Raw genomic sequence first — 22,002 nt, forward strand, 5'->3', positions numbered from 1 at the left:
AGGTCGTCGTTGGAAAGCCATTTGTTAATGAAGGCTTCGTTGATAGTCCAGAGCAAAGACGCTAAGCCAATAGTGCGGCCGGATTCGATTAAGTATATGAGTTTTGATATTAGTTTTTTAGGGGTTTCCTCGTCGGATAGCTCTCTCCACTTTAAAATTGCGAAGGCGGCGAAGGAGACGTTGTTTTGTCGCCGGTCTTGCAAGCTCTTTCTTATGGGTTTTTCTATGCTTTCACTTAAGTTTTCGTTTGTTTTTATAAAATAAACAAGTGCCATTGCAGCCGCCGGCGCGTCGACTTCTGACCAGAAAGCATGTAGCTGTTCAAATCTAACTTTAGTAAGTGCTTCTAGCGGTAGGTTGGGTGCAACACAGTATGCAAGGACTTCTCCTATTAGTTTTCCTTGTTGTGCATCTGTCTGCTCAAATAGGTTTACTGAGTCATTTTGGTCTTTTTTGTTTCTCCAAGCAACAAGCTGGTCGAAATAGCTAATGGATTGTCGTTGTGTAGGGGTGATTGTATTTTTTGTGTTTTTTGAAGCGGAAATAATTGCTTGTAGTTTGTCTGGTTCGAAGAGGCAAATCTCCGGAAATAATGTTTTAGATATGAGTGATAAAGTTCTTTCTTTATCATTTGAAGGCAGGATACTGAATACGTGGGGGAAAAAATCGGAGTGTGGTAAATTTGTGTGGTTTGAGTTGTTTCTATATATTGCGTCTGACAATTTTGAGTTTTCTAATGGTGTTGTGAAGCTGTTGGAGATTAATGGTAGAAGTCGCGATATTGCCTGTGTGTTGAGTTTTTGTTTTTTATTGTTGCCTTCTGATATTTCTACTTTAACAGCGCGCTCCTCTGAATTGGTTTTAAATAAAGAGCAGGTACTCATGGTTGGATTGATAGCTTCGATTAGCTCTGAGATTCTAAGGTCTAAACTTAGATTGGGTTGTCTAAGGCCCGGTTGATCTATTATAGGGTTTGGCCACGCTGTGATATTTGTTTCGCTGGACAAGGGGAAGCGCAATGCGTCTAGCAATAACTCGGAGTGCAGGCTTTTAGGTATGCTGTTTAATGAATATTTGAAAAGGCTTTTAAGTGGGTCGTGAAGTCGTGGATAACTAGAGAACTTTTCATTTCCAATCTCTATTCCTAGTTTGAAAGCATTTTTTGCTCTTTCTGGTGTTGAACGTATCAATAAACGTGCAAAAACCTCAATGAAAACACCCAGGCGATCTATGCAGTAATTTCTATGAGTGGCGGTGCCGAGAGTAAGCTTTTCGCGCCAATAATCAATTGCGCGATTACAGTAGTTTAAAGCTTCAAGGACTTCAGTTTGTGAAGCGCACGCAAGCTTGATACGAGAGAATGTATTGTTAATCGACGCGGAAGAACTTGTAGTAGCTGTGCGAATTGAGAATTTAAAAGTTTCAGGCTCGTCTAGGCAGTCTAAGGAAATTATTTTCTCCGCGGGTGCTGTTAGAAAGCTTGTGTTGTTCCATCGCAATGGCATTCCGGTATTTTGTGTTATGCCGTCAAGTAATAAGAATAAATGGGTATCGCTATTGAATATTATTTTGTTTGAGTTGTCTTTGTAGTGTCCAGGCTCAAATAAAGGTTCGATGCTGTTTTGCTGTTTGTAGTGCTCCTCAACGTCTTTTGAAACTCTTTCTTTAAGATGCTCAATTTCCTCCCAAGGGTCGCATTTCCAGTTTTTATGAATTGGTGGTAAAGCATCTAATTTTTTTTCAGTGTCCCACGACTGTATCCCCCGTAATAGTGTGTGCGCCCAAGAAAGTCTAGAGAGTATATGGATCGAGTTTCGATCTCGGCGAAAATGTTCCAAGAGTTCATTGTAAGCGCTCAGTATTAAATCATTTCCTTCTGTAAAGCGACCGAGTTCTGCAAGAATAAAGGATTTTTTTATTTTCCAGAAAGGATCTATTCCAATTATGTTGTCAACAACTTCCTCCATTTTTGTATAGTTTAAATCGTCTCTAGCAACAATGGCTTGGTGGAAAGCTAACTCAGTTTCGCATTCTGGCCAGTGTTGAGTGTTATCTATCAGTATGCTAGCAGTTTTGTCTTCGATTGAAGACTTTTCTGACGATTTTTCAAGCCAACGGGTATTTTTTAATAGTAGTAATGCAATTTCCATTTGTTGCTTTTTATTAAGACCGCAATCAGTTATTGGGTCACAAATTTTTATGAATTCATCGCCTAGCCACTGAGGGATGGCCTCAAAAATTATGCGATATCGCCAAGCGATTTCATAAAGGAGTTGCGCACGGTTGACGGTGGAAAGTTGTGATATGCTTTTTTTATTGAATTGATGTACGCTTATTTGGCTCTTGATTTTCCAGCGTAAATTATGTGGGCAAACTAACCAGTCTGGGTAAAGGCTGCGGTCTTTTCTAAGTAGTGAAATTTTTTCCTCTGTGGAATTCGTTTTTTCTAAATCTATTGGAGACCATTCTGACGGTTGTTTAGGTTTTAAGTTATTTAAAGCCTGGAAGAAATATTCAGTAGCTTTTATGTGTCTTATGTCATGGTTGTCAAATTCGGAGACGAGTTCTGTTAGGTCTATAGGAGATATATTGATGGATTCAAGGTATTTTCGCTTAGCAGCTGTTAGATTTAGCGCGCCTATTAGGTAGATGCGACGTGAATTTTTAGATAAGTGATCTCTAACCCAGCCAGCCCATTGCAGGAAGTTTGGGTCGTCGCCAGAAAACCCCAAAAGACATAATTCGTTTTCAATAAATACTTGTCGCGCGAAGTTGACGAATCCTGCGTGTGTCTCTGGGTATTTCCTGTAATCTTCTTGGCAGAATATAAGGTCTTCTGTTGTATTTATAGTTCCATGTAGTTTTACTATTCTGGGTGCGCGGACAGAAGATAGGTCGGATTGTTTTGAAATAATATTGTATATTGGCTGGTTAATGTTGTAGGAAGCTCGTTCGAGTAGAGTGTCCCAGTTGGTAGTTAAAATTTCTGTCCAAGGTAAGGTTAATAGTGAATTGTATAGAGTGCCGGGTAGCCAGGCGGCATCATTTATCTCTTTTTTTATAAGGTCATTTAGTGGTTGTTGTCCAAAATAAGCACGATATTCTTCAGCAAGTCGAAGCGGATCTGAATGAGGCAGCTTTTCATTCGTAGGGTCTAATTCTTCCGCAATTTTTTTTGAAAAATCGATCCAAAGCGGTAGTTTTTTAGAAGTGTCGCCGCATTGCGAAGCACATCGACTAAAGCCAGCGCCTATCATAATGGCGGCCCCGTGATATGAAGCATCCTGCTGCCATAAAGCTGCGGCGAGCTTTTTTATCGCGGAGTAATCAGCAAGCTGCGTAATTTTCTGGAATATATCAAGCTGAACCATAGTCACATTAATTCCCTATTCGTGGTTGGTAGCTACATTCTCTCAGCTATGGTATCAGGCTCAAAACTCAGTTTGCCGGGATGAGCTTCAATGAGTCGAAGTGCTGGTCGCCGCTCTGCGGCACTGAAAGGCCAAGCGAAAAACATACTAGCTATGTTGCCTTGTGAGATTGGTCATCTGTTATAAATTTAAACTTCACCCTTGAGAGCTCTACTCAATGCAAACCCCCACCCACCCAACCCCCCTCTGGAAAACCTACCTCCTTTTCCTAGCCCCCATGGTCCTGTCCAATTTCCTCCAATCCATGTCGGGCACGATCAACAGCATCTACATCGGCCAAATGCTCGGCACCCAGGCTTTAGCGGCGGTATCGGGCATGTTCCCCATCGTCTTCTTCTTCATCGCCTTGGTCATCGGCCTCGGCGCGGGGGCGGGTGTGCTGATCGGTCAAGCCTGGGGCGCGCGTGAGCCGCACATGGTGAAGGCCATCGCAGCCACGACCTTGTTGCTGGGCGCGATGATTGGGCTGGTCGCCGCCGTGTTGGGCAGTGTGTTTGCGAGGCCGGCCTTGCAGGGTTTGGGCACGCCGGTGGATGTGTTGGACGATGCGGTGGCGTATGCGCACGTGATGATGTGGATCATGCCGTCGCTGTTGGTGTATGTGCTGTTTACGCAGTTGTTGCGGGGGGTGAGTGATACGGTTTCGCCGTTGATTGCGTTGGTGGTGTCGACGTGTATCGGGTTGGCGCTGACGCCGGCGTTGATCCGTGGTTGGTTGGGCTTGCCGCCGATGGGGATTCAGAGTGCGGCGTTTGCGGGGTTGGCGGGGAATTTGTCGGCGATGGGGTGGCTGGCGTGGCGGTTGATTAGCAAGGGGCATCCGTTGGCGCCGGATCGGGAGATGTTTGCGGCGATGAAGCTGGACCTGGAGATTTTGGGCAAGGTGTTGCGCATTGGGTTGCCGACCGGGTTGCAGATGGTGGTGTTGTCGGCGTCGGAGTTGGTGATTCTGGCGTTGGTGAATCAGCACGGTTCCCAGGCGACGGCGGCGTATGGGGCGGTGACGCAGATTGTGAATTACGTGCAGTTTCCGGCGTTGTCGATTGCGATCACGGCGTCGATTCTTGGGGCGCAGGCGATTGGGGCAGGGCGGTTGGAGCGGATCACGCCGATCTTGCGCACGGGGCTTTTGATCAACGTGTGTTTGACCGGTGGTTTGGTGTTGCTCGGGTATTTGTTGTCGCACTGGTTGTTGGGGTTGTTTCTCACGGAAGACTCGACCCGGGCGATGGCTGAGCATCTGTTGCACATCATGTTGTGGAGCCTGTTGGTGTTTGGCTTCCAGGCGATTATCGGCGGGATCATGCGCGCCAGCGGCACGGTGTTGGTGCCGATGGTGATTTCGATTGTGTGCGTGTTGGGGGTGCAGTTGCCGGTGGCGTATCTGTTGGATGCGAAGTACGGGTTGCAGGGTGTTTGGATGGCGTTTCCGGTGGCGTATTTGGGGATGTTGGCGTTGCAGACGGCGTATTACAAATTTGTTTGGCAGCATCAGAAGATTGAGCGGTTGGTTTAGGGGGATTGTGGTGGTTGTTTGAGGGATGTGGCGTGGCGGCGGGCGTCAAGATCGCAGCCTTCGGCAGCTCCTACGGGGAAGGTATTTCAAGGCAGGTGGTTGTGGCGTTTGGGGGACGTATTTCAACGTTGATGATCGCAACGTCCGGGGCCACGTATTCCCCCGTAGGAGCTGCCGAAGGCTGCGATCTTTTGATCTTCAGGCATTTGATACCGGCAGCATTTTCAAGCCATTGGGCGTTTGAATATGCGCCACCAGGTACGGCTCTGACCCCGCGCCCAACCCATGAAGACGAACCGCCCCGGCAAAGTTGATCGCGTTCAGCAGCGCCTGGATTTTCCCCGGATCAGGATCAAACACATCCAACGCCACCAGCGAGCAACCTCGGTCCACCATGGCGCTCGCAGGGTGTGGCGTCTGTTCCCATTGAATCAACGTCGGCACTGACCCGCCCAAAGGCAGGCTGCCGTCGGCGGGAATGGTAATCTGCCAGGCCAATTCGCCCCGGGTCATGGGTTCTGGGTTACCGGCGATGGCGCGACAGGCCTCACTCATGCCATGAATGTCGTCAGTGCGCGCCACCCAGGTCGCCAGCCGTGCCGGGGCATCCACGGCTAATTGATCCATACCGAACCAGCGCGGCCGGTCGGGGCGTTGGGCGGTCGGGTCGATGGCGATCACTTCCAGGTAAGTGTCCGGGCCCAGGCGCAGCAGCCGATTGTGGGTGCCCATGCGCGGATGCACGCCGCCCGGTTGCAGTTCGACGCCGAGCACGCGGGTCACGAAGGCGCAACCGGTGTCGAGGTCGGGGGCGACGATGGCGAGGTGATCGAGGGTGCTTTTCATGGGGGTTGCGCCTTCAATTCAAAAACAACACGGAAGAACCATAGATGCCTAACGCAGTGTTTGTCAGCAGAACCGTTTCATTCGGCGATTGCGACCCCGCCGGCGTGGTGTTCACGCCGCGATTTTCATACTTCGCCATTGAGGCGATTTACGCCGCGCTGGATCGCTGGTTGGGCGTGCCCGGGCTTAGAACGCTGATGGGTTTTGATGTGCTGCCGCCGGTGCGTGCGATGTCGGTGGAGATGCTCAAGCCGTTGACCTGGGATGATGAGCTGAACATCAAGGTCAGCGTGGCCAGGTTGGGCGTTCACTCTTTCACTTTTTTGGTCGAGGGCTTTGTCCATGACGAGACGTTGGCATTCACCGCCACTGTCACCCATGTGTGCATCTCGCCAGACACCAAAGAGGTGGTCGCCATTCCGGAAGGGCTGAGGGCGCGGCTTTCTTAAGCGGGGCGTTCAGGCTTGCTTATTGCCCTATAGAAAGGGGCCAACGCTCACACGTCGGCCCCTTTTTCCTGCCTGGCGTTCGCTGATCACTCCGTCAGTACTTCCGGCGACACCACCCAAACGCTGCAAGGCATTTTGTACAGCAGATGTTCCACGGTGCTGCCCACCAACCGGCCGACGCCGTGATGGCCGACGCGGCCCATGACGATCACGTCGACGTTGTAGGCATCGGCATAACTGGCCAGGACGTTGGCCGGGTTGCCCATGACCATGTGCCGTTGTTCCGGCGGGATGCCGTTGCGTTCGGCCAGGTCGTTGAAGGCCTGGCCCTGTGCGTCGAACAGGGTTTTGGCGTTGCTTGAGGAGAAGAAGGCCGACGCGCTGTCGAAGCCGAATTCATCGGCGCTGATCGAGGACAGGTCATGGGCGTAGATCACGTCGACCTGGGCGTTGCACGCGGTGGCCAATTTCACCGCTTCGCGCAAGATCCGGTCGTTGAAGTCTTTGTACTGACCATCGTGATGGAAGGGGTCGACCGCCGCGACGATTCTTCGGGGCAAGGCGTGCTGCACATGACTCACAAAGTGCAACGGCACCGGGCATTCGCGCAGCAGGTGAATGTCCAGCGGGGTGAACATCAGCCGCGAGAGCAGCGATTCATGTTCCAGCGCCTTGATCAGCACGGCCATGGGTTGTTCTTTGAGGTGGATCAGGATTTCCTGCAAGGGGTTTTCGACCCAGACCACTTCGGTGGTGACGGTGACGCCGATTTTGCGCAACGGCCGGGCTTGTTCCTCCAGCCACTGGCGGTGGCGCTCGACGTACCCCAGACGCATCTGCTCCAGCGCTTGTTCGTTGACCATGCCGGCGGTGGCCAGGCCTTCCAGGTAGTCGAAGGCGACAATGTGCAACGCGGCGTCTTCGGCCTTGGCCAGTGCGGCGGCCCGATCGAACGCGGGGCTGTTTTGCATCAGGGGCGAGGCGACCAGCATGAAACGTGCTTGCTCAGACATGGAAATCTCCCTTGGGTCATCAAACAAACGCTGGCCCGACATGGCCGCGAAAGGCTGTTGGCGGTGACATCTGGGGACGATGCTGGCGCTGAATGGTGTTTGGGGCTTGATCTGAATCAAACCGGCGCGTTACGGCATTTGCCGCGCCGACGTGTGGTCGCCAATGTGACCGTCACATTGCAGCATTGAGCAGACTTGCTCCCACAGGGGAGTTGAGGTGAGCCCAATCCTGCGTCCACCAGCGATCCATTGTGGGCGAGCTTGCTCGCGAAAGCGGTGTGTCAGGCGATAGCAGTGTTGGCTGACACGGCCCCATCGCGAGAATCTCCCACAGGGGGTTGAGGTTGAGCTCAAATCCTGCATTCACCAGCGATCCATTGTGGGAGCGGGCTTGCTCGCGAAAGCGGTCTGTCAGATACCGCGGTCTCGGCTGTGCGTCGGGCTTCGCGAGATGCACAGCTCTGTCACTGACAAAGATCAAGTCGTCCGGTGCTGGAACGCTCAATCTGGACCTCTACTCATGTCCCGATGGCCGCGTGCCGAGGTGCCCCCATGTCGCAAACTCAGCGTTTACTGTTAATCGCTCCTCCAGCCATGACCCGCACCCCGGCGTTCGACCGGGCGGCAGCGCTGGCACGGGCGATGAAATTGCCGTTGCACATCGTGGCGTTTGATTATTCGAAGGCTCTGGCGGTAGCCGGCCTGTTTGCTCCGGAACAAATCGACCTGGCCCGTGAAGGCTATTTGCAGACCCATCGGCAATGGCTCGCGGCACAAGCCGGGTTGATGAGTGAGCATGGGGTCGAGGTCACCAGTGAAGTGGTGTGGGTGCAGCACCCTTATGAAGAGATCCTGCATTTCGTCAGCGAGATGTCGTTGGCGCTGATCATCAAGGATGCCGAGGAAGAGTCCGCGCTGAAACGGGTGTTTTTCACGCCGCTGGACTGGCAGTTGCTGCGCGATTGCCCGGTGCCGGTGCATTTGGTGACGAATGCGCTTAACCCACGGCCGCGCCATGTGCTGGCGATTGTCGATGTGCTGCGCAGCGAAGAACAGGACCAGGTGTTCAACGACCAGATCATCGACGCAGCGGTGAAACTGGCCGAGGAATGTGAGGCCACGCTTGAACTGGTGCATGTGTATGACTGGACGGCCGTCTACACCCAGGACATGGGCATCGGCGCGCTGCCGCTGGCCACCGGGCTCTATGAGGCGCTAGGTGTCGCGCAACACGAGGCGTTTGCCGCGCTGGCCGAACGCCACGGCGTACCGGCGGATCGTCGTCACTTTATCGAGGGCGCGCCGCTGGCGGGGATCTGTGATTTTGCGGCGGAGCACCGGGCTGACGTGATTGTCATGGGGACCGTGCAGAACAGCGGGCTGGATAAACGCTTGGGCACCACCGCCGAACAGCTTTTGCACCGGGCGCCGTGCAGTGTGCTGGCGATCAAACCGGCGCAGACGCGGTAATCCTGAAACCCCGTGACGCACCGATGGCCGGTCCGTCGCGGGGCTGCTCTTTACAGGCAAAGCCGATGGATGACCTGAGTGCTGTCATTGGGGTCGTTGCGTGTTTCAAAACCCAGGGCTTTGGCCAGGTCGCGCATCGCGGTATTGCTCGAAGAATCCACCGAATACATCTGGCGAAAGCCATTCTGGCGAGCGGATTTGATCAAATGCTCCATTAACGCCGTGCCCAGCCCCAGATGCGTCCATTCATCGGCGACGGTCACGGCGATTTCACATTCATGTTCAGCGGTGGCGGCGTAGCGGCTGATGCCGATCTCGATCAGTTGCCCATTTTCGTGGACCAGCGCGATGTAAGCGGTGCGCTGTTTATTGTCGGTGTCCATCAATTGGTCGAGCAGGGCGGCGCCGGGTTCGTTGACGTGGGCCAGAAAGCGCATGTGCCGGGACTCGGGAGACAGGCGCTTGATAAAGGCGTATTCACGCTCGCGGTCTTTTTCCGCCAGGGGCCGGATCAACACATGACGGCCATCCTTGAGCGCTTCGATCCAGTATTTGCCGGTGACGGCAGCATAAGCTGCGACGGCCCGGTCATTGTGGTCTTTGACGTTGAGCATGGGGTGATCCTCCATCCGGTTCGAAAGGTTGGCGCGTGGTGGTGAACCACGCGGTTCATTCCTTTCTACGCCGTTGCTGGCGCGTGAATCTGATCTGGATCAGACACCCGTGACGATGGCGTTGATTGGCGTGTGTTTGATGTAAATCAAACCGGGGCAGGGGCCAACGCGCGCATCTTCAAGCCTGCCGGCGCATAAGGCCGGTGCCGAGCCGAGGTGTGTGATGGGTCAATATCAACGCTTATTGCTGATCGCCGACCGAACCCTGCATCAATCCCCCGCGTTGCTGCGGGCCGTCGCGCTGGCCAAGGCCGGAGGGGCCGTGTCGCATGTGCGGGCGTTTGTCGAACCGGCGCCAGTGGTTCACTTGTGGGAAGAAAAAACCGACGACGCCGGCTATCAGCGCTATTTGCGCCGTTATCGTCGCTGGGTGGCTGATGAGGTCCAGCGGCTCAGTGGCCGGGGGTTGGAGGTGACGGTCGAGGTGGTCTTCACCACCCATCCGTTGCTGGATATTTTACGAACGGTCGAAGACCTCAAACCCGACCTGCTGATCAAGGATGTGACCCTGGAACCGGTGCTCAAGCGGGTGTTCATCACGCCGCTCGATTGTCACCTGTTGCGCGACTGCCCGGTCCCCGTGCATTTGGTCAACCAGGCCCGATACGGCTTGCCGCACCGGGTCGTCGCCGCCGTGGCCCCGTTCGATCCATCGACACACATCAGCGGCTTGAACGACACGATCATCCAGACCGCCAATGCCCTGGCCCTGCAATGCGATGCGCCGCTGCACTTGCTGTATGCCTATGACTTGTCACCGGCGTTCAACGGTGATGCGCCGCTGGTCAGCGGGGGCTGGGGCGTGGACTGTGTCGAGGCGTTGCGTGAGTCCCTGCACATGGCTTTTGTCACGCTGGCGGATCGCTACGGTGTACCGCCGGAGCGGCGGCATTTCGTCATGGGCCTGCCAGTGCCGGTAATCAGTGAATTTGTCGAGGAGTACCAGGCGGATGTGGTAGTGATGGGCACCGTGCACCGGGTGGGCGTTGACCGGTTGATCGGCAGCAATACGGAACGGGCGCTGTACTCGGTGCCGGGCAGTATTCTGGCGGTCCGCCAGCCTGTCAGGGGGTGAGCACGATTGCGCCGTTGAACTGACCGGTCCGCAAGTGCGCCAGCGCCTGATTGGCGTCCTCCAGGGCAAAACGAGTGACGTCGCAGTGCACGGGGGTGTGTTGTAACGTTTCAAAAAACGCGGTGCCGTCTTCGCGGGTCAGGTTGGCCACTGAGCGAACGCTGCGCTCGCCCCACAGCAGGCGATAGGGGAAAGCGGGGATGTCGCTCATGTGAATCCCGGCGCAAATCACGCAGCCACCCTTGACGGTGACGGCCAGTGCCAACGGCACCAGCGGCCCGACCGGGGCGAAAATCAGGCTGGCATCGAGCAGATGCGGCGGTGGCTGGTCCGACGGGCCGGCCCACTCGGCCCCCAGTGATCGGGCATAGGCCTGGCCTTCGCTGTCATCCGGACGGGTAAAGGCATACACCCGTTGACCCCGGCCCCGGGCCACTTGAATCGCCAGATGCGCGGCTGCCCCGAAGCCATAAAGGCCCAGGTGCCGGGCATCCTTTGCCATTTGCAACGCCCGGAAACCGATCAGCCCGGCGCACAGCAGCGGGGCCGCTTGCAGGTCCGAGAGCACCTCGGGAATGGGGAAACAGAAGCGCGGGTCGGCAACGGTGTACTCGGCGTAACCACCGTCCAGATGACATCCGGTAAACCGCGCCTGATCACACAGGTTCTCCCGACCCGAGCGGCAGAACGCGCACTGGCCACAGGTCCAGCCAAGCCAGGGCACGCCCACACGCTGGCCGACCCACTCAGGCGCGACGTCTGGCCCCACGGCGGTGACGTCGCCGACGATTTCATGGCCCGGGATTCGCGGCAGTACCGCTTGGGGCAACTCACCGTCCAGCAGATGCAGGTCGGTGCGACACACACCGCAAGCCCGGACTTTAATCAGCAGTTGCTGCGGGCCAGGTGTCGGGACGGGGCGTTCTTGCAGTTGCAGTGGCTGACCGGGACGATGCAAAACCATGGCGCGCATGATGGTGCTCCAGATGTGCGTTGTTAGCGCAGAGGGCGGTGACAGCCCACGACCAGTTGTTTGATGCCTTCAATGTTCTGGATCTTGACGTTGCGGCCGGCAATTTCCACCAGGCCTTGATCGCGTAAATGCGCGATGCCCCGGCAGATGGTTTCCAGACGCAGCCCCAGATAGGAACCGATTTCCTCGCGGCGCATTTTCAGTACGAAGTTCCTGGATGAGTAGCCACGCAGGTTCAAACGCTGCGACAGGTTCAACAGAAAAGCCGCCAGACGTTCGTCGGAGTTCATGTTGCCCAGCATCAGCAGCATGTCGTGATCGCGGACGATTTCCCGGCTCAGAATTTTGTTCAGGTTGTGTTGCAGTGACGGCAGTTCTTGAGCGAGTTTTTCCAGGTGCGCGAAGTGGATCGGGCAGACTTCGCTGTCCTCCAGGGCAAAGGCATTGCAGGCGTGCTGATCGGTGCTGATGGCGTCCAGGCCGAGGATTTCGCCGGGTATCTGGAACCCGGTGACCTGTTCGCGTCCATCGACCGACAGCACGCTGGTTTTGAACGAGCCGATACGCACCGCGTACAACGAGCGCAGCGGATCGCCCGCGCGGTAGAGGGTGGCGCCTTTCTTGACCTTCAAGCGCTGCACGATCAGGGTGTCCAGACGCTGGACCTCCGGGCCGGTCAGGCCAAGGGGCAGGCACAACTCCAAGACGCTGCAACTGGAACAGGCAGCCTTGAGGTGCTGAATCTGCAGCGATCGGGTTTCCGGCATGAGAAATGACGCCATTTGGGAGTGTATCCAGCATAGGCGCCAGGCGCCGGGACGCACCGTTCATTCCGGGGTTTGCCGGGTTAATCGACCAACGGGGAAAGCCCGGTGCCTCTTTGCTTGAGCACCGCCGCCGGGCTTGGGCAATTGATTGACAAAGATCAGAGTCTTGACCGGATAACGCCAGATACTTGAGCCATCAGGACGAGGCCCAAGATGCTGAAACTCAAACGGATTCTATTGATTGCCCGCCACGAAATGACCCACACCCCGGCGTTTGATCGGGCGCAGGCATTGGCCAGTGCAACCGGGGCGTTGTTGCACATTGTTGCGTTCGATTTTGTCCCCGCGCTGGCGGTGGCCGGTCTGTTTGACCATGACGCGATGGCCCAGGCACGAGAGGGCTACTTGCAGGTGCACCGTCACTGGCTGGAGCAGCAAGCCCGGTTTCAACGGTGTGCGGGGTTGCAGGTCACCACTGAAGTGGTCTGGGCCACGCCGAGCCTGGCGCATATGCTCGACTACGTGAATGACTTTCATGCGGATTTGGTGATCAAGGACACCCATCATGTACCGGCGCTCGACCGTGCGTTCCATCGCCCGCTGGACTGGCTGTTGCTACGCGACTGCCCGGCAGCCTTGCACCTGGTAACGGAGGCGAAAAACCCGAGACCGTTGAAGCTGCTCGCCGCCATCGATCTTTCGCATCTGGAGGAACTGACCCAAGGGCTCAATGAACGGATTCTTGACCTGGCTTCGACGCTGGCGGCCTCCTGTGGCGCGGTCTTGCAGGTGCTCAATGTCCGTAACTGGTCGGTCGTGGGCGGCGCGCTCAGGAGTCTGCCGACGCCGGCGCTGGGTGCGAGCTTGAGAGACGCGATCAACGATGCCCAGGAAGAGGCCTTTGATGTGCTCGCCGACCGCTACGGGATCGAGAAAAAACATCGACATCTGCTGACCGGCATTCCCCACACCGTGATCGGACAGTTCGCTCACCAGCATGACTTCGACATGCTGGTGCTGGGCACGGCCTGTCACCACGGGATCGACCGGTTTACCGGCAGCACCGCCGAGAGCCTGTTAAACCGTGCACCGTGCAGTTTGATGATCGTCAAGCCAGGGCGGTAAGGTTTGAGGTTCGCGTCCAGTGCCGGCTCACCCCAAATGGAGCACCCCGCACCGTCCTTGCCTAGACTTTCCGTGAGGCCATGCTATGACTTATGCACGGGCGTTCCTCAGGGCCATCCAAGCGGGGCACTCCATGCACTTTCGATTTCCTCATCTCATCGCATTGACGGTCGTCCTCGCACTCGGCCGCCTGGCCTGCGCCCAAGCCGTGGAATACAACCAGGTCAACGCCGCCGCCAGCCAGATCAGTTTCACCTTCAGCCAGTTTGGTTCGCGGGTCTACGGCACGTTCGGTGAATTCGGCGGATCACTCGATTTCGACACACAAAACCCCGGCGCCGCCCACGCCGTGCTTAACATTCAGCTCGCCAGCATCGACGCGGGCAGCGACGACGCGAACACTGAATTGAAAAAACCGGCCTGGTTCGACACGGAACATTTTCCGGTGGGCACCTTTAAATCGACCCGTGTTAAAGCCCTCGGCGGCGACCGCTACTTATTTATCGGCACGTTGACCCTGAAAACCCTGACCTTGCCGGTGGAGGTCCCGGTGCAGTTGAGCGCGCAAAGCGGTATCGGCGTGTTTGTCGGCGAGTTCGCGCTCAACCGTGACGATTTCAAGATCGGCGCGGGGGAGTGGGCCGATGGCGTGGTGTCCAAGGACATCAACATACGCTTTCGCATGGTTGCCCCTGAACGATAGTTTTCCACTCCGGCCGTCTCCGATTGATTGTCACCCGCCTGCCTCGTCGCTATAGTGCGATCCATTCTCAAATGCAATCACCTCGCACTCTCAGGAAAACCGCCCAATGGGTCCTGTTTCTTCCCGCGACTCAGCCCTGCATCGCGACATTGCGCAGTTGTACGTCGAGCATCATTCCTGGCTTCAGGGCTGGTTGTGTCAGCGGGTATGGTGCCGCAGCGATGCGGCCGATCTGGCGCAGGACACCTTTGTCCGGTTGCTGCGGCCGGCGTCGGCGCCCCGTGAGCCAGACCTTCGTCAGCCCCGGGCCTATCTGGCGACGATTGCCCGGCGCTTGATGCTCAACTTGCATCGGCGTCGTTCGGTGGAAGAGGCGTGGTTGCACACCCTGGCGCAGTTGCCCGAAGCGCTGGCGCCGTCGGTCGAGGAGCAATGGCTGATCCGCGAGGCGTTGCAAGCGCTCGATACGATGCTGCACGGCTTGCCGTCGGCAGTGCGCCGGGCGTTTCTGTTATCGCAACTGGAAGGTCATACCTACGTCGAAATCGCCGAAATGCTCAACGTGACGGTGCGCACCGTGCAGCGCTACCTCACCCAAGCGATGGAGCAATGCATGCTGCTCGCGATGGCGCAGGAATCATGAGCGAAGCACCGCTGGAACGCAGCATCGTGCGGGAAGCGGCGCGCTGGTTTATGCGCCTCAACGACCGTGACGCCGACGCCACGCAGCAGGCGCGTTTCGAGCAATGGCGCAAGCAGCATCCGGATCACGAACGGGCCTGGCAACTGGCGCAACGGGTCAGTCAGCAGTGGCAAGGCATTCCCAACGGTGTGGGCCTGCCGACCCTGGAGCGCGCCGATCGCTTGAGCCGTCGTTCCAGCCTCAAGGCGTTGATTTTGCTGATGACCGCCGGCCCCGCCGCACTGGTGGCGTGGCGGCAGTCGTCGTGGTCGGCGGATGAGCGCACGGCCATCGGCGAACAGCGGCAGATAAACTTACCGGATGGCACGCAGCTGAACTTGAACACCAACAGTGCCGTGGACATTGCGTTCGACGCGACCCAGCGGCTGATTCGCCTGCGCGCCGGGGAGATTCTGGTGACCACGGCTCAGGATCGCCTCAACCGGCCACTGCTGGTGCAGACCGATCAGGGCAACGTGCGCCCGGTTGGCACGCGTTTCAGCGTGCGACTGGAGCGGGGCGAGAGCCTGGTCACGGTGTTCGCCGGGGCCGTGGATATCCAACCGGTGCGCGGCACCACCCCAGTGCGATTGAACGCCGGCCAAACGGTACGCTTCGACAGCCGCACGGTGCTGGCGGCGCTGCCGTTGACCCCAGGCAGCGGCGATTGGACCCAAGGCGTGTTGCGCGTGGAGCGGATGCCGCTGTCGGCGTTCGTCCAGGAACTCAATCGCTACCGGCCCGGTTGGGTGCGTTGCGACGCCGGGGTCGGCGACTTGCTGATCAGCGGCGCCTTCCAGTTGCGCGACACCGACCTGATCCTCAGCGCCGTCACCCGGGCGTTGCCGGTGGACGTGGTGTACCGCACGCGGTATTGGGTCACCCTGCAACCCCGAACAGCCTGATCCCACCCGGCGACAACCACGATTTTTCGACTTGACCCAATACCGCGACGGCTACGATTTTTCGACTCCAACTCCGCCCCCCAGGTAGGAGCTGCCGAAGGCTGCGATCTTTTGATCTTGCTTCTAAAAAATCAACGTCAAAAGATCGCAGCCTTCGGCAGCTCCTACGGGGGATGTTCGCGATTCATAAATTAATTTCGTATTGCCTGTCCGGTTTTCAAACGCTGGCGTGTCCTCTCAGCAAACAGGTTTTTCGATACGGAGTGTGCATGCCTTTTTCCCCTCGTTTGTCCTCGCTTGCGTGTGCCGTTATGGCGTTCGCGGCCACCGCCAGCCCAATGTTATTCGCCGCTGAAGTCCAGCATTACTCGATTGCGCCCGGCAGCCTCGGGCAGGCGTTGTCCAGTTTCGCCGCCACCGCCGGGATCAACCTCGCGATTGATCCGGCCTTGGTGCAGGGCCGTCGCAGCGCCGGGCTGGAGGGTGACTTTGCCCTGCAAAGCGGTTTCGCCCGGTTGCTGAGCGGCAGCGGTTTGCGTGCGGATTCCGAGGGCGATGGCGTGTATGTATTGACGCGAATTCCCCAGGGTGACGCCTCGCTGGAACTCGACCCGATCCAGGTCCAGGGCCTCACGCCGAATGAAGAAACCGGCGACGGTCCGGTGCACGGCTACGTGGCCAAACGCACCACCATCGGCACCAAGACCGACACGCCGATCAATGAAATCCCGCAAACCATTTCGGTGATCACCCGCGACGAAATGGACCAGCGCGGCGTGCAGGATTTCAACTCGGCGGTGGCCTACACCCCCGGCATCCGCGTGCTCGATTACGCGGGCGGGCAGGGTGCGCCGGACATCTTTATGCGCGGCTTCCGCGCCTTCAACCTGTTCGGCATTTACCAGGACGGTTTGCGCACCGGTTTCAACCAGTACGACACCAATTTCGAAACGTTCGGCCTGGAGCGCATCGACGTGGTCAAGGGCCCGGCCTCGGTGCTGTTTGGGCAAATGGCCCCCGGCGGCGTGGTCAACATGACCAGCAAGCGGCCCCAGGAAACGCCGATTCATCACATCGAAGTGCAGGGCGGCAGCTTTGATCGACAGCAGTTCGGGCTGGACGTGAACGATCAGCTCAGCAGCGACGGCACGCTGTTTGGCCGGGTGGTGATGATTCAACGCGACAGCGGCACCCAGGTCGATCATTCCCCGGACGACCGCACCTACATTGCGCCGTCGCTGACCTGGAAACCCGACGACGCCAACACCCTGACCGTGCTCGCGAGCTACAACAAGAGCAAAACCGGTGGCTCGGAACAGAGTTTCCCGGCCATCGGCACCGTGTTGAAAAGCCCGTTCGGCCACATCGCCTCGGACACTTACCTGGGCTGGAAGGGCAGCTATTACCAGGTTGAAACCACCTCGGTCGGTTCGATCTATGAGCACCTGTTCGACAACGGCTGGACGTTCCGCCAGAACCTGCGCTACATGCATTCCAACGTCGGTTTCCTCGCCAGCGGCCCGGACGTGGTGCTCAACGACGACGGTCGCACCCAGGACGTCGGTTTGCAGAACCGGCCGAAAAGCAGCAACACCTTTATGGTCGATAACAACCTCCAGGGCACTTTCAACACCGGGCCGTTGCAACACACGTGGCTGACCGGCGTCGATTACTCGCACTACAACGCCGAGGAAACCCGCCGCAACGGCGACCCGGACCCTGAGTTTGAAATGCTCGATGTGTATAACCCGGTCTACGGTGGCGGGGCGATCTGGTACGACCCGTTGCAACGGGACACCCGCACCAGGATGCAGCAAGTCGGCGTGTACGTGCAGGACCAGATCAAACTGGATCGCTGGGCGCTGACCATCGGTGGTCGTGAAGATTGGGCGACCGATCGGGAGAAGGGGATTTATTTCGGCACCGAAAACGTCGACACCGAGCAACGCGATCACAAGTTCACCGGGCGCATTGGCCTGGCGTACCTGTTCGATAACGGCATCACGCCCTACGCCAGTTACAGCACCTCGTTCCAGCCAAACCCGGACACCGACATTTCCGGCGCGTTATTCAAACCGACCGAAGGCAAGCAGTACGAAATCGGCGTCAAGTATCAGCCACCGGGCTACAACAGTTCGGTCACGGTCTCGGCGTTTGACCTGACCCAGAAAAACGTCACCACCGCTGATCCGGTCAACACCGGGTTCTCGGTGCAGAGCGGTGAAGTGCGCTCGCGCGGGATGGAAATCGAGGGCAAGGCCAGCCTGAGCCATAACCTGAACATGATCGCGTCCTACGCCTACACCGATGCCGAAATCACCCAGGACAGCAACTTCCAGGGCAACACCCCGCGAGCGATTCCGCGTAACACAGCCGGTGTATGGCTTGATTACACCCTCGACAGCGGTGTGTTCGACGGCCTCGGCGCCGGGGTCGGGCAGCGTTATGTGGGCTCTTCGTACAACATTCAAAACACCGTCAAAGTGCCGCACTACACCTTGACCGACGCTTCGTTGCGTTATGACTTGGGCAAGGTCGGGCTGACGGGTACCAAGGTCTCGGTGACGGGCAACAACCTGTTCGACAAGCACTACTTCGAGCCGGGTTTCTATGCGGACTCGGTGCTGTACGGCAATCGACGCAATGTGATTGCGACGCTTAGCTACGACTGGTGAGGCCAACATCAAAAGATCGCAGGCTTCGCCAGCTCCTACAGGAATTTGCTGCACCCCGACATCACGCGGTCACGTAGGAGCTGCCGAAGGCTGCGATCTTTTGATCTTTTGATCTTTTGATCCTCAACGATCACCCTTCAGCGCCTCAACCATGCCTTCGGCCGCCAACCCGTGAATGGTGGTGGTCGGGTGCCATTCGTCCCAGTAGTAATGAGCCGCTGGCTCGGCGCAGCGTGGTTTGACGTCCGGGTAAGTCGACTGGCACGGCGTATCCAGATCCTTCAAGCCATGGCTGGCCGGTGCTGCGCGCAGCTTTCTACGCAACAATTTGGCTGATCGCGACAAGGGCAGGGTCGGTTCTATGGATTTCCTGCTTTGTATCGCTTTTGCTAAATAGCAGGGTGCCACTACTCAATCTCCCCGAGCTGCTAAGCTTCGATCCTGCAACATCCAGGCTGACGACGATAATCTGCAAGGAGGCAGGTGATGATGATCAAACGCATTGGCAGTACGAGTGTGCACGCGGTTGCTGAGCCTCTCGCTCGGGAAGCCGTGGATCAGGCGCTGGCGCAACTGCTGGCCAGTTCACTGTTCGCCAAGTCTCGACGAATGGGCAGCTTGCTGCGTTTTCTGGTCGAGCATGACCTTCAATTCTCCAATACGCCTCTCACCGAGCACGCCATCGGCATCGCGGTGTTTCGGCGCGACCCGGCGGTCTACTGCACGGGCGACGATCCGGTGGTGCGGGTGCAGGTCGGCCGGTTGCGGCGCAAGCTCGCCAGTTATTACGCCACCCTTGGCCAGAAAGACCCGGTGCGCCTGAGCGTGCCGGCCGGCAGCTATCGGCTGACGTATGAGCGGCTAAGCCCCAAGACAGTCAGCGCCCATCATCCGGTGCTGCAATTGCAACCGTTTACCTGCATTACGCTGGACGGCGACGACTTTACCCGGGGCTTGAGCGAAGAGTTGAGCTGTCGGCTGTTCGAGTCGTTTGAGCAAACCCAGACCCACAGCAACCATGTGTTGATGAACGTGCCACGCCACAGCGTCAAAGCAGCGGTTTCAAGGCGCGGCAGTTATTCATTGGAAGGCAGTGTGCGGGTCGAGCCGGCGCGGGTCCGGGCTTCGGTGCGATTGATTGATGTTGCTCAGGGGCGGATTCGCTGGTCCGAGCAGTTTGATCGCAATCGACCCTACGGCATCGCGACCCAGGAGGATCTGGCGGCGTCGATCTGTCAGTCGCTGACCGGCTATTTCGCCCGGGGCAGTGACGAAGGCTGAAAAGAGGGGCAACCGCGAGGTTGCCCCCGGGTGTCGCCGTTACACGGTTTTCCAGACGCCGCCCACATAGAGACGGGTTGCACTGTTATCGAAGGTCAGGTCGATTTCAATGGCATTGGAGCGCGAGGTGCTGAACATGGTGCTGGTCTGCACGTTCTGTTCGAACCAGACCAGAATCGTCTCGATTGGCGTCAATACCGTCTGACCGAGCACCACCGGGTTAGTGGCCACGTAGATCGGGGTGCTGACCTGTTGGCCATCGAGGCCGGTGGACAGTTGGTTGATACCAGGGTGGATCGACCCGTAGTTGTTCACCAAGGTAATCGAGGTGTCAGGACCACTGGTAATCGCCGAGCCCAGCAGGCCGTTCTGGTCGAGTATCGACTGTTGGCCCAGGCCGATATTGACGGTGTTGGTGGAGGCTCTGACCTGCACGTTGGCCTGGAACTGGTTGGAGCCGAACAGTTGATACTGTGGCGTCCAGCTGAAATCGTTGAAGCTCAGGTACTGGGTGTAGGACTGCCAGATCACGTTGTACGCTTCGTTGCCGACTTTTTTGGCAAAGCACAGCTTGTAGCCCGACTGCTTGAGTTGGGTCAGGTCTGCGGAGTCGATCTGGATCGTGACGGTTTTTTGAGTGGCGGCCAGGGTCGACGTCAGCACTTTGCTGTAGTCGGTGGTTTTCAGGGCCGTTGAACTGGAGGCGCCGAGGATCGATTTGACGGCCGCTTGAACGTCGTCGTGCAGTGCTTTCTGGTTGCTTGCAGCGCTTGACTTACTCATGGTGTCCCTCTGTTCTGTCTGGGTTGTGTATAGGCAATCAATGGGCTGCGGGCGTCGAATCCGGCCAACCATCAGGCAGCACCCGTGACAGGTCTTCCATGCCTCCACTGGCGGGAGGCGGGCGATGCCGATGATGTGTCACACCCCTTTCAGCACATTGACGGCTTCACAGTAAGGGCGACGGGGAGCGGGGCGAAGTGTCTTGGCGTTACATTCGCGGCAGCCGTTGAGCCAGCGCAGAACACTCAGGTAACAGGTTGCGTAACGGGGTTGTATCAAGTGGCTGTCAGGTCGACTGTTCGACGACATCCCCGACATCCCCGTCACCCCCGGCATTGACGGACCCGTAGGAGCTGCCGAAGGCTGCGATCTTTTGATTGTGCTTTTTGACAGATTTGGAACCACCGAAGATCAAGATCAAAAGATCGCAGCCTTCGGCAGCTCCTACGGGCGGGAGTACGTCCGTCTAGCTGCGTGAGGTTTTGATCCCGTCCAGCAATCGATGCATCCGCAGCGCCTCTTCAAACGTCGCCGCCGCATGGGTGCCGTCCGCCAGGTCCTGGGCAAACACGTGATACAGCTCCGCCAGTTCCAGCACCGCCGACGGCAAGTCTGATTCGGGCAAGCGCTGATAACTGTCCGGCAGCGGCAAGAGTTGCAGCGGCAAATCATCGCCGTGAGCGCCTTCGATCACGTAGTCATCGCCCACGCTGCCAAAGGCTGAGCGGTTGGTGATTTTCAGGTCGCCCTGATCACCGGTGATATCGATCTGCACCCCGGAGCCGTTGCGTTTTCCGCCCTCGATATGGATCGACACCACCGCGTCGTTTTCCAGCAAACCACTGAGCACCAGTTGATCGGGCGCGGTGCTGTCCAGCACTTCGCCGGTTTCGACGATGGTGATTTTCGGGAACTGACTGACCATCAACCCCGAGACACTCAGCGGCCAACCGGTGGCGGTAAACAGCATGTCGAGGAAGTGCCCGGCGTAGATCGAGACGATGCTGGAGAAGTTTTCTTCAGGCGCCGTCCAGCGCAGGGCATTGGCGCGCAAGGCCTGGAAATAATGGGTGCTGACGTGCATCCGCACCGAGCGCAACTGGCCGACATAGCCTTGTTGCAACAAGTCCTGCAGGTAACGGTTGTGCGGCGCGTGGCGGCGTTGCAGGCCGACGATATGGCGCACGCCCGCGTCTTTGGCCAGGTGCACCAATTGCTCGGACGCGGCCGTGGTGGTGGTCAACGGCCATTCGCAGTAGACATTTTTGCCGGCGGCAATGGCGGCGCGCACCGTTTGTTCGTGTTGGGGCGCGGTGTTGAGCACCACCACCAGATCGACGTCAGGGTTGTTGACCAGCGCATCCAGCGAATCGGCGACCTGGGCAATCCCATATTCACTGGCCGCCGCGTCGGCGCGTTCGCGGTGTTCGCTGTAAATCGCTTGTACCTGGTATTGCGGCAGCAGTGCGAGGACACGCAAGTGGCCGTGGCGGGCCCAAGTGCCGACGCCGACGATGCCGACGCGAATGGGGGCGTGAGAAGTGGTCATGGGTTTAGCCTCGTAAAGGGGATGGCAGACGAGGCAAAGTCTAGGGAGCGCAGGCTTCGGGAAAAACAGGCCAACGGGCCGGACT

19 protein-coding genes are annotated in these 22,002 nt (G+C 57.4%); 10 read left to right on the forward strand and 9 right to left on the reverse strand.

Features of this window, described 5'->3' with window-relative positions; translation table 11 throughout:
- Window positions 1–3,371 (reverse strand): SIR2 family NAD-dependent protein deacylase (locus V5E99_RS25600; protein ID WP_499805094.1); only part of this gene is annotated, 3,371 nt, incomplete at its 3' end.
- Between the two features lie 277 nt (window positions 3,372–3,648).
- Between V5E99_RS25600 and V5E99_RS25605 the strand changes: the two genes are divergently transcribed.
- Window positions 3,649–4,947 (forward strand): MATE family efflux transporter, encoded by a 1,299-nt coding sequence (locus V5E99_RS25605; protein WP_499805009.1) that lies wholly within the window; start codon window positions 3,649–3,651, stop codon window positions 4,945–4,947.
- Between the two features lie 198 nt (window positions 4,948–5,145).
- Here the strand turns inward: V5E99_RS25605 and V5E99_RS25610 are convergent, their stop codons facing one another.
- Window positions 5,146–5,793 (reverse strand): VOC family protein, encoded by a 648-nt coding sequence (locus V5E99_RS25610; RefSeq protein WP_499805011.1) that lies wholly within the window; start codon window positions 5,791–5,793, stop codon window positions 5,146–5,148.
- A gap of 44 nt (window positions 5,794–5,837) precedes the next feature.
- On the opposite strand from V5E99_RS25610, the gene V5E99_RS25615 reads away from it, so the two are divergent.
- Complete coding sequence (locus V5E99_RS25615) at window positions 5,838–6,242, forward strand: acyl-CoA thioesterase (RefSeq protein WP_499805013.1); 405 nt, start codon at window positions 5,838–5,840, stop codon at window positions 6,240–6,242.
- 86 nt (window positions 6,243–6,328) lie between these two features.
- Here V5E99_RS25615 and V5E99_RS25620 read toward each other — a convergent pair whose 3' ends face one another.
- The gene (locus V5E99_RS25620) at window positions 6,329–7,255 is read right to left on the reverse strand and encodes a universal stress protein (RefSeq protein ID WP_499805015.1); all 927 of its coding nucleotides are present in this window, start codon (window positions 7,253–7,255) and stop codon (window positions 6,329–6,331) included.
- Window positions 7,256–7,807: 552 nt separating this feature from the next.
- Here V5E99_RS25620 and V5E99_RS25625 point away from each other — a divergent pair.
- Window positions 7,808–8,725, forward strand: coding sequence for a universal stress protein (locus V5E99_RS25625; RefSeq protein WP_499805016.1), 918 nt, complete (start codon window positions 7,808–7,810; stop codon window positions 8,723–8,725).
- A 50-nt stretch (window positions 8,726–8,775) separates the two neighbouring features.
- On the opposite strand, the gene V5E99_RS25630 is transcribed toward V5E99_RS25625, so the two are convergent.
- Window positions 8,776–9,339 (reverse strand): GNAT family N-acetyltransferase, encoded by a 564-nt coding sequence (locus V5E99_RS25630; RefSeq protein ID WP_499805018.1) that lies wholly within the window; start codon window positions 9,337–9,339, stop codon window positions 8,776–8,778.
- Between the two features lie 223 nt (window positions 9,340–9,562).
- Here V5E99_RS25630 and V5E99_RS25635 point away from each other — a divergent pair, with 223 nt between their 5' ends.
- Window positions 9,563–10,474 carry a universal stress protein gene (locus V5E99_RS25635; RefSeq protein WP_499805020.1) on the forward strand — a complete coding sequence of 304 codons (912 nt, stop codon included), beginning with the start codon at window positions 9,563–9,565 and terminating at the stop codon, window positions 10,472–10,474.
- Here the strand turns inward: V5E99_RS25635 and V5E99_RS25640 are convergent.
- Window positions 10,464–11,447, reverse strand: coding sequence for a zinc-dependent alcohol dehydrogenase family protein (locus V5E99_RS25640; RefSeq protein ID WP_499805022.1), 984 nt, complete (start codon window positions 11,445–11,447; stop codon window positions 10,464–10,466). The two genes, V5E99_RS25635 and V5E99_RS25640, sit on opposite strands and share 11 nt — an antisense overlap.
- Before the next feature lie 23 nt (window positions 11,448–11,470).
- The gene (fnr, locus tag V5E99_RS25645) at window positions 11,471–12,229 is read right to left on the reverse strand and encodes a fumarate/nitrate reduction transcriptional regulator Fnr (RefSeq protein WP_499805024.1); all 759 of its coding nucleotides are present in this window, start codon (window positions 12,227–12,229) and stop codon (window positions 11,471–11,473) included.
- 198 nt (window positions 12,230–12,427) lie between these two features.
- Between fnr and V5E99_RS25650 the strand changes: the two genes are divergently transcribed.
- From V5E99_RS25650 to V5E99_RS25670, 5 genes are all read left to right on the forward strand, one after another.
- A complete protein-coding gene (locus V5E99_RS25650) occupies window positions 12,428–13,339 on the forward strand; it encodes a universal stress protein (RefSeq protein WP_499805026.1) in 912 nt (303 codons plus the stop codon).
- Window positions 13,340–13,472: 133 nt separating this feature from the next.
- Complete coding sequence (locus tag V5E99_RS25655) at window positions 13,473–14,042, forward strand: YceI family protein (protein WP_499805027.1); 570 nt, start codon at window positions 13,473–13,475, stop codon at window positions 14,040–14,042.
- Window positions 14,043–14,148: 106 nt separating this feature from the next.
- Window positions 14,149–14,685 carry a sigma-70 family RNA polymerase sigma factor gene (locus V5E99_RS25660; RefSeq protein ID WP_499805028.1) on the forward strand — a complete coding sequence of 179 codons (537 nt, stop codon included), beginning with the start codon at window positions 14,149–14,151 and terminating at the stop codon, window positions 14,683–14,685.
- A complete protein-coding gene (locus tag V5E99_RS25665) occupies window positions 14,682–15,629 on the forward strand; it encodes a FecR domain-containing protein (RefSeq protein ID WP_499805029.1) in 948 nt (315 codons plus the stop codon). Before V5E99_RS25660 ends, V5E99_RS25665 begins: the two co-directional genes overlap by 4 nt.
- Window positions 15,630–15,898: 269 nt before the next feature.
- Window positions 15,899–18,304, forward strand: a complete 2,406-nt coding sequence (locus tag V5E99_RS25670) for a TonB-dependent siderophore receptor (RefSeq protein ID WP_499805031.1) — start codon at window positions 15,899–15,901, stop codon at window positions 18,302–18,304.
- A 123-nt stretch (window positions 18,305–18,427) separates the two neighbouring features.
- Here V5E99_RS25670 and V5E99_RS25675 read toward each other — a convergent pair whose 3' ends face one another.
- Window positions 18,428–18,631: a hypothetical protein gene (locus V5E99_RS25675; protein WP_499805032.1), complete on the reverse strand. Its 204-nt coding sequence runs from the start codon at window positions 18,629–18,631 to the stop codon at window positions 18,428–18,430.
- A 159-nt stretch (window positions 18,632–18,790) separates the two neighbouring features.
- Here V5E99_RS25675 and V5E99_RS25680 point away from each other — a divergent pair, with 159 nt between their 5' ends.
- On the forward strand, window positions 18,791–19,585 hold the full coding sequence (locus V5E99_RS25680; protein ID WP_499805034.1) for a hypothetical protein: 795 nt from the start codon (window positions 18,791–18,793) through the stop codon (window positions 19,583–19,585).
- Between the two features lie 39 nt (window positions 19,586–19,624).
- Here V5E99_RS25680 and V5E99_RS25685 read toward each other — a convergent pair whose 3' ends face one another.
- Both V5E99_RS25685 and V5E99_RS25690 read right to left on the reverse strand, forming a co-directional pair.
- Window positions 19,625–20,368, reverse strand: coding sequence for a hypothetical protein (locus V5E99_RS25685; protein ID WP_499805035.1), 744 nt, complete (start codon window positions 20,366–20,368; stop codon window positions 19,625–19,627).
- Window positions 20,369–20,834: 466 nt separating this feature from the next.
- On the reverse strand, window positions 20,835–21,917 hold the full coding sequence (locus V5E99_RS25690; RefSeq protein WP_499805037.1) for a Gfo/Idh/MocA family protein: 1,083 nt from the start codon (window positions 21,915–21,917) through the stop codon (window positions 20,835–20,837).
- Window positions 21,918–22,002: the final 85 nt, after the last annotated feature.

The sequence above is a fragment of the Janthinobacterium sp. LPB2021202312-11-4 genome (genome assembly GCF_037049705.1).
Taxonomy (GTDB): Bacteria; Pseudomonadota; Gammaproteobacteria; order Pseudomonadales; family Pseudomonadaceae; genus Aquipseudomonas.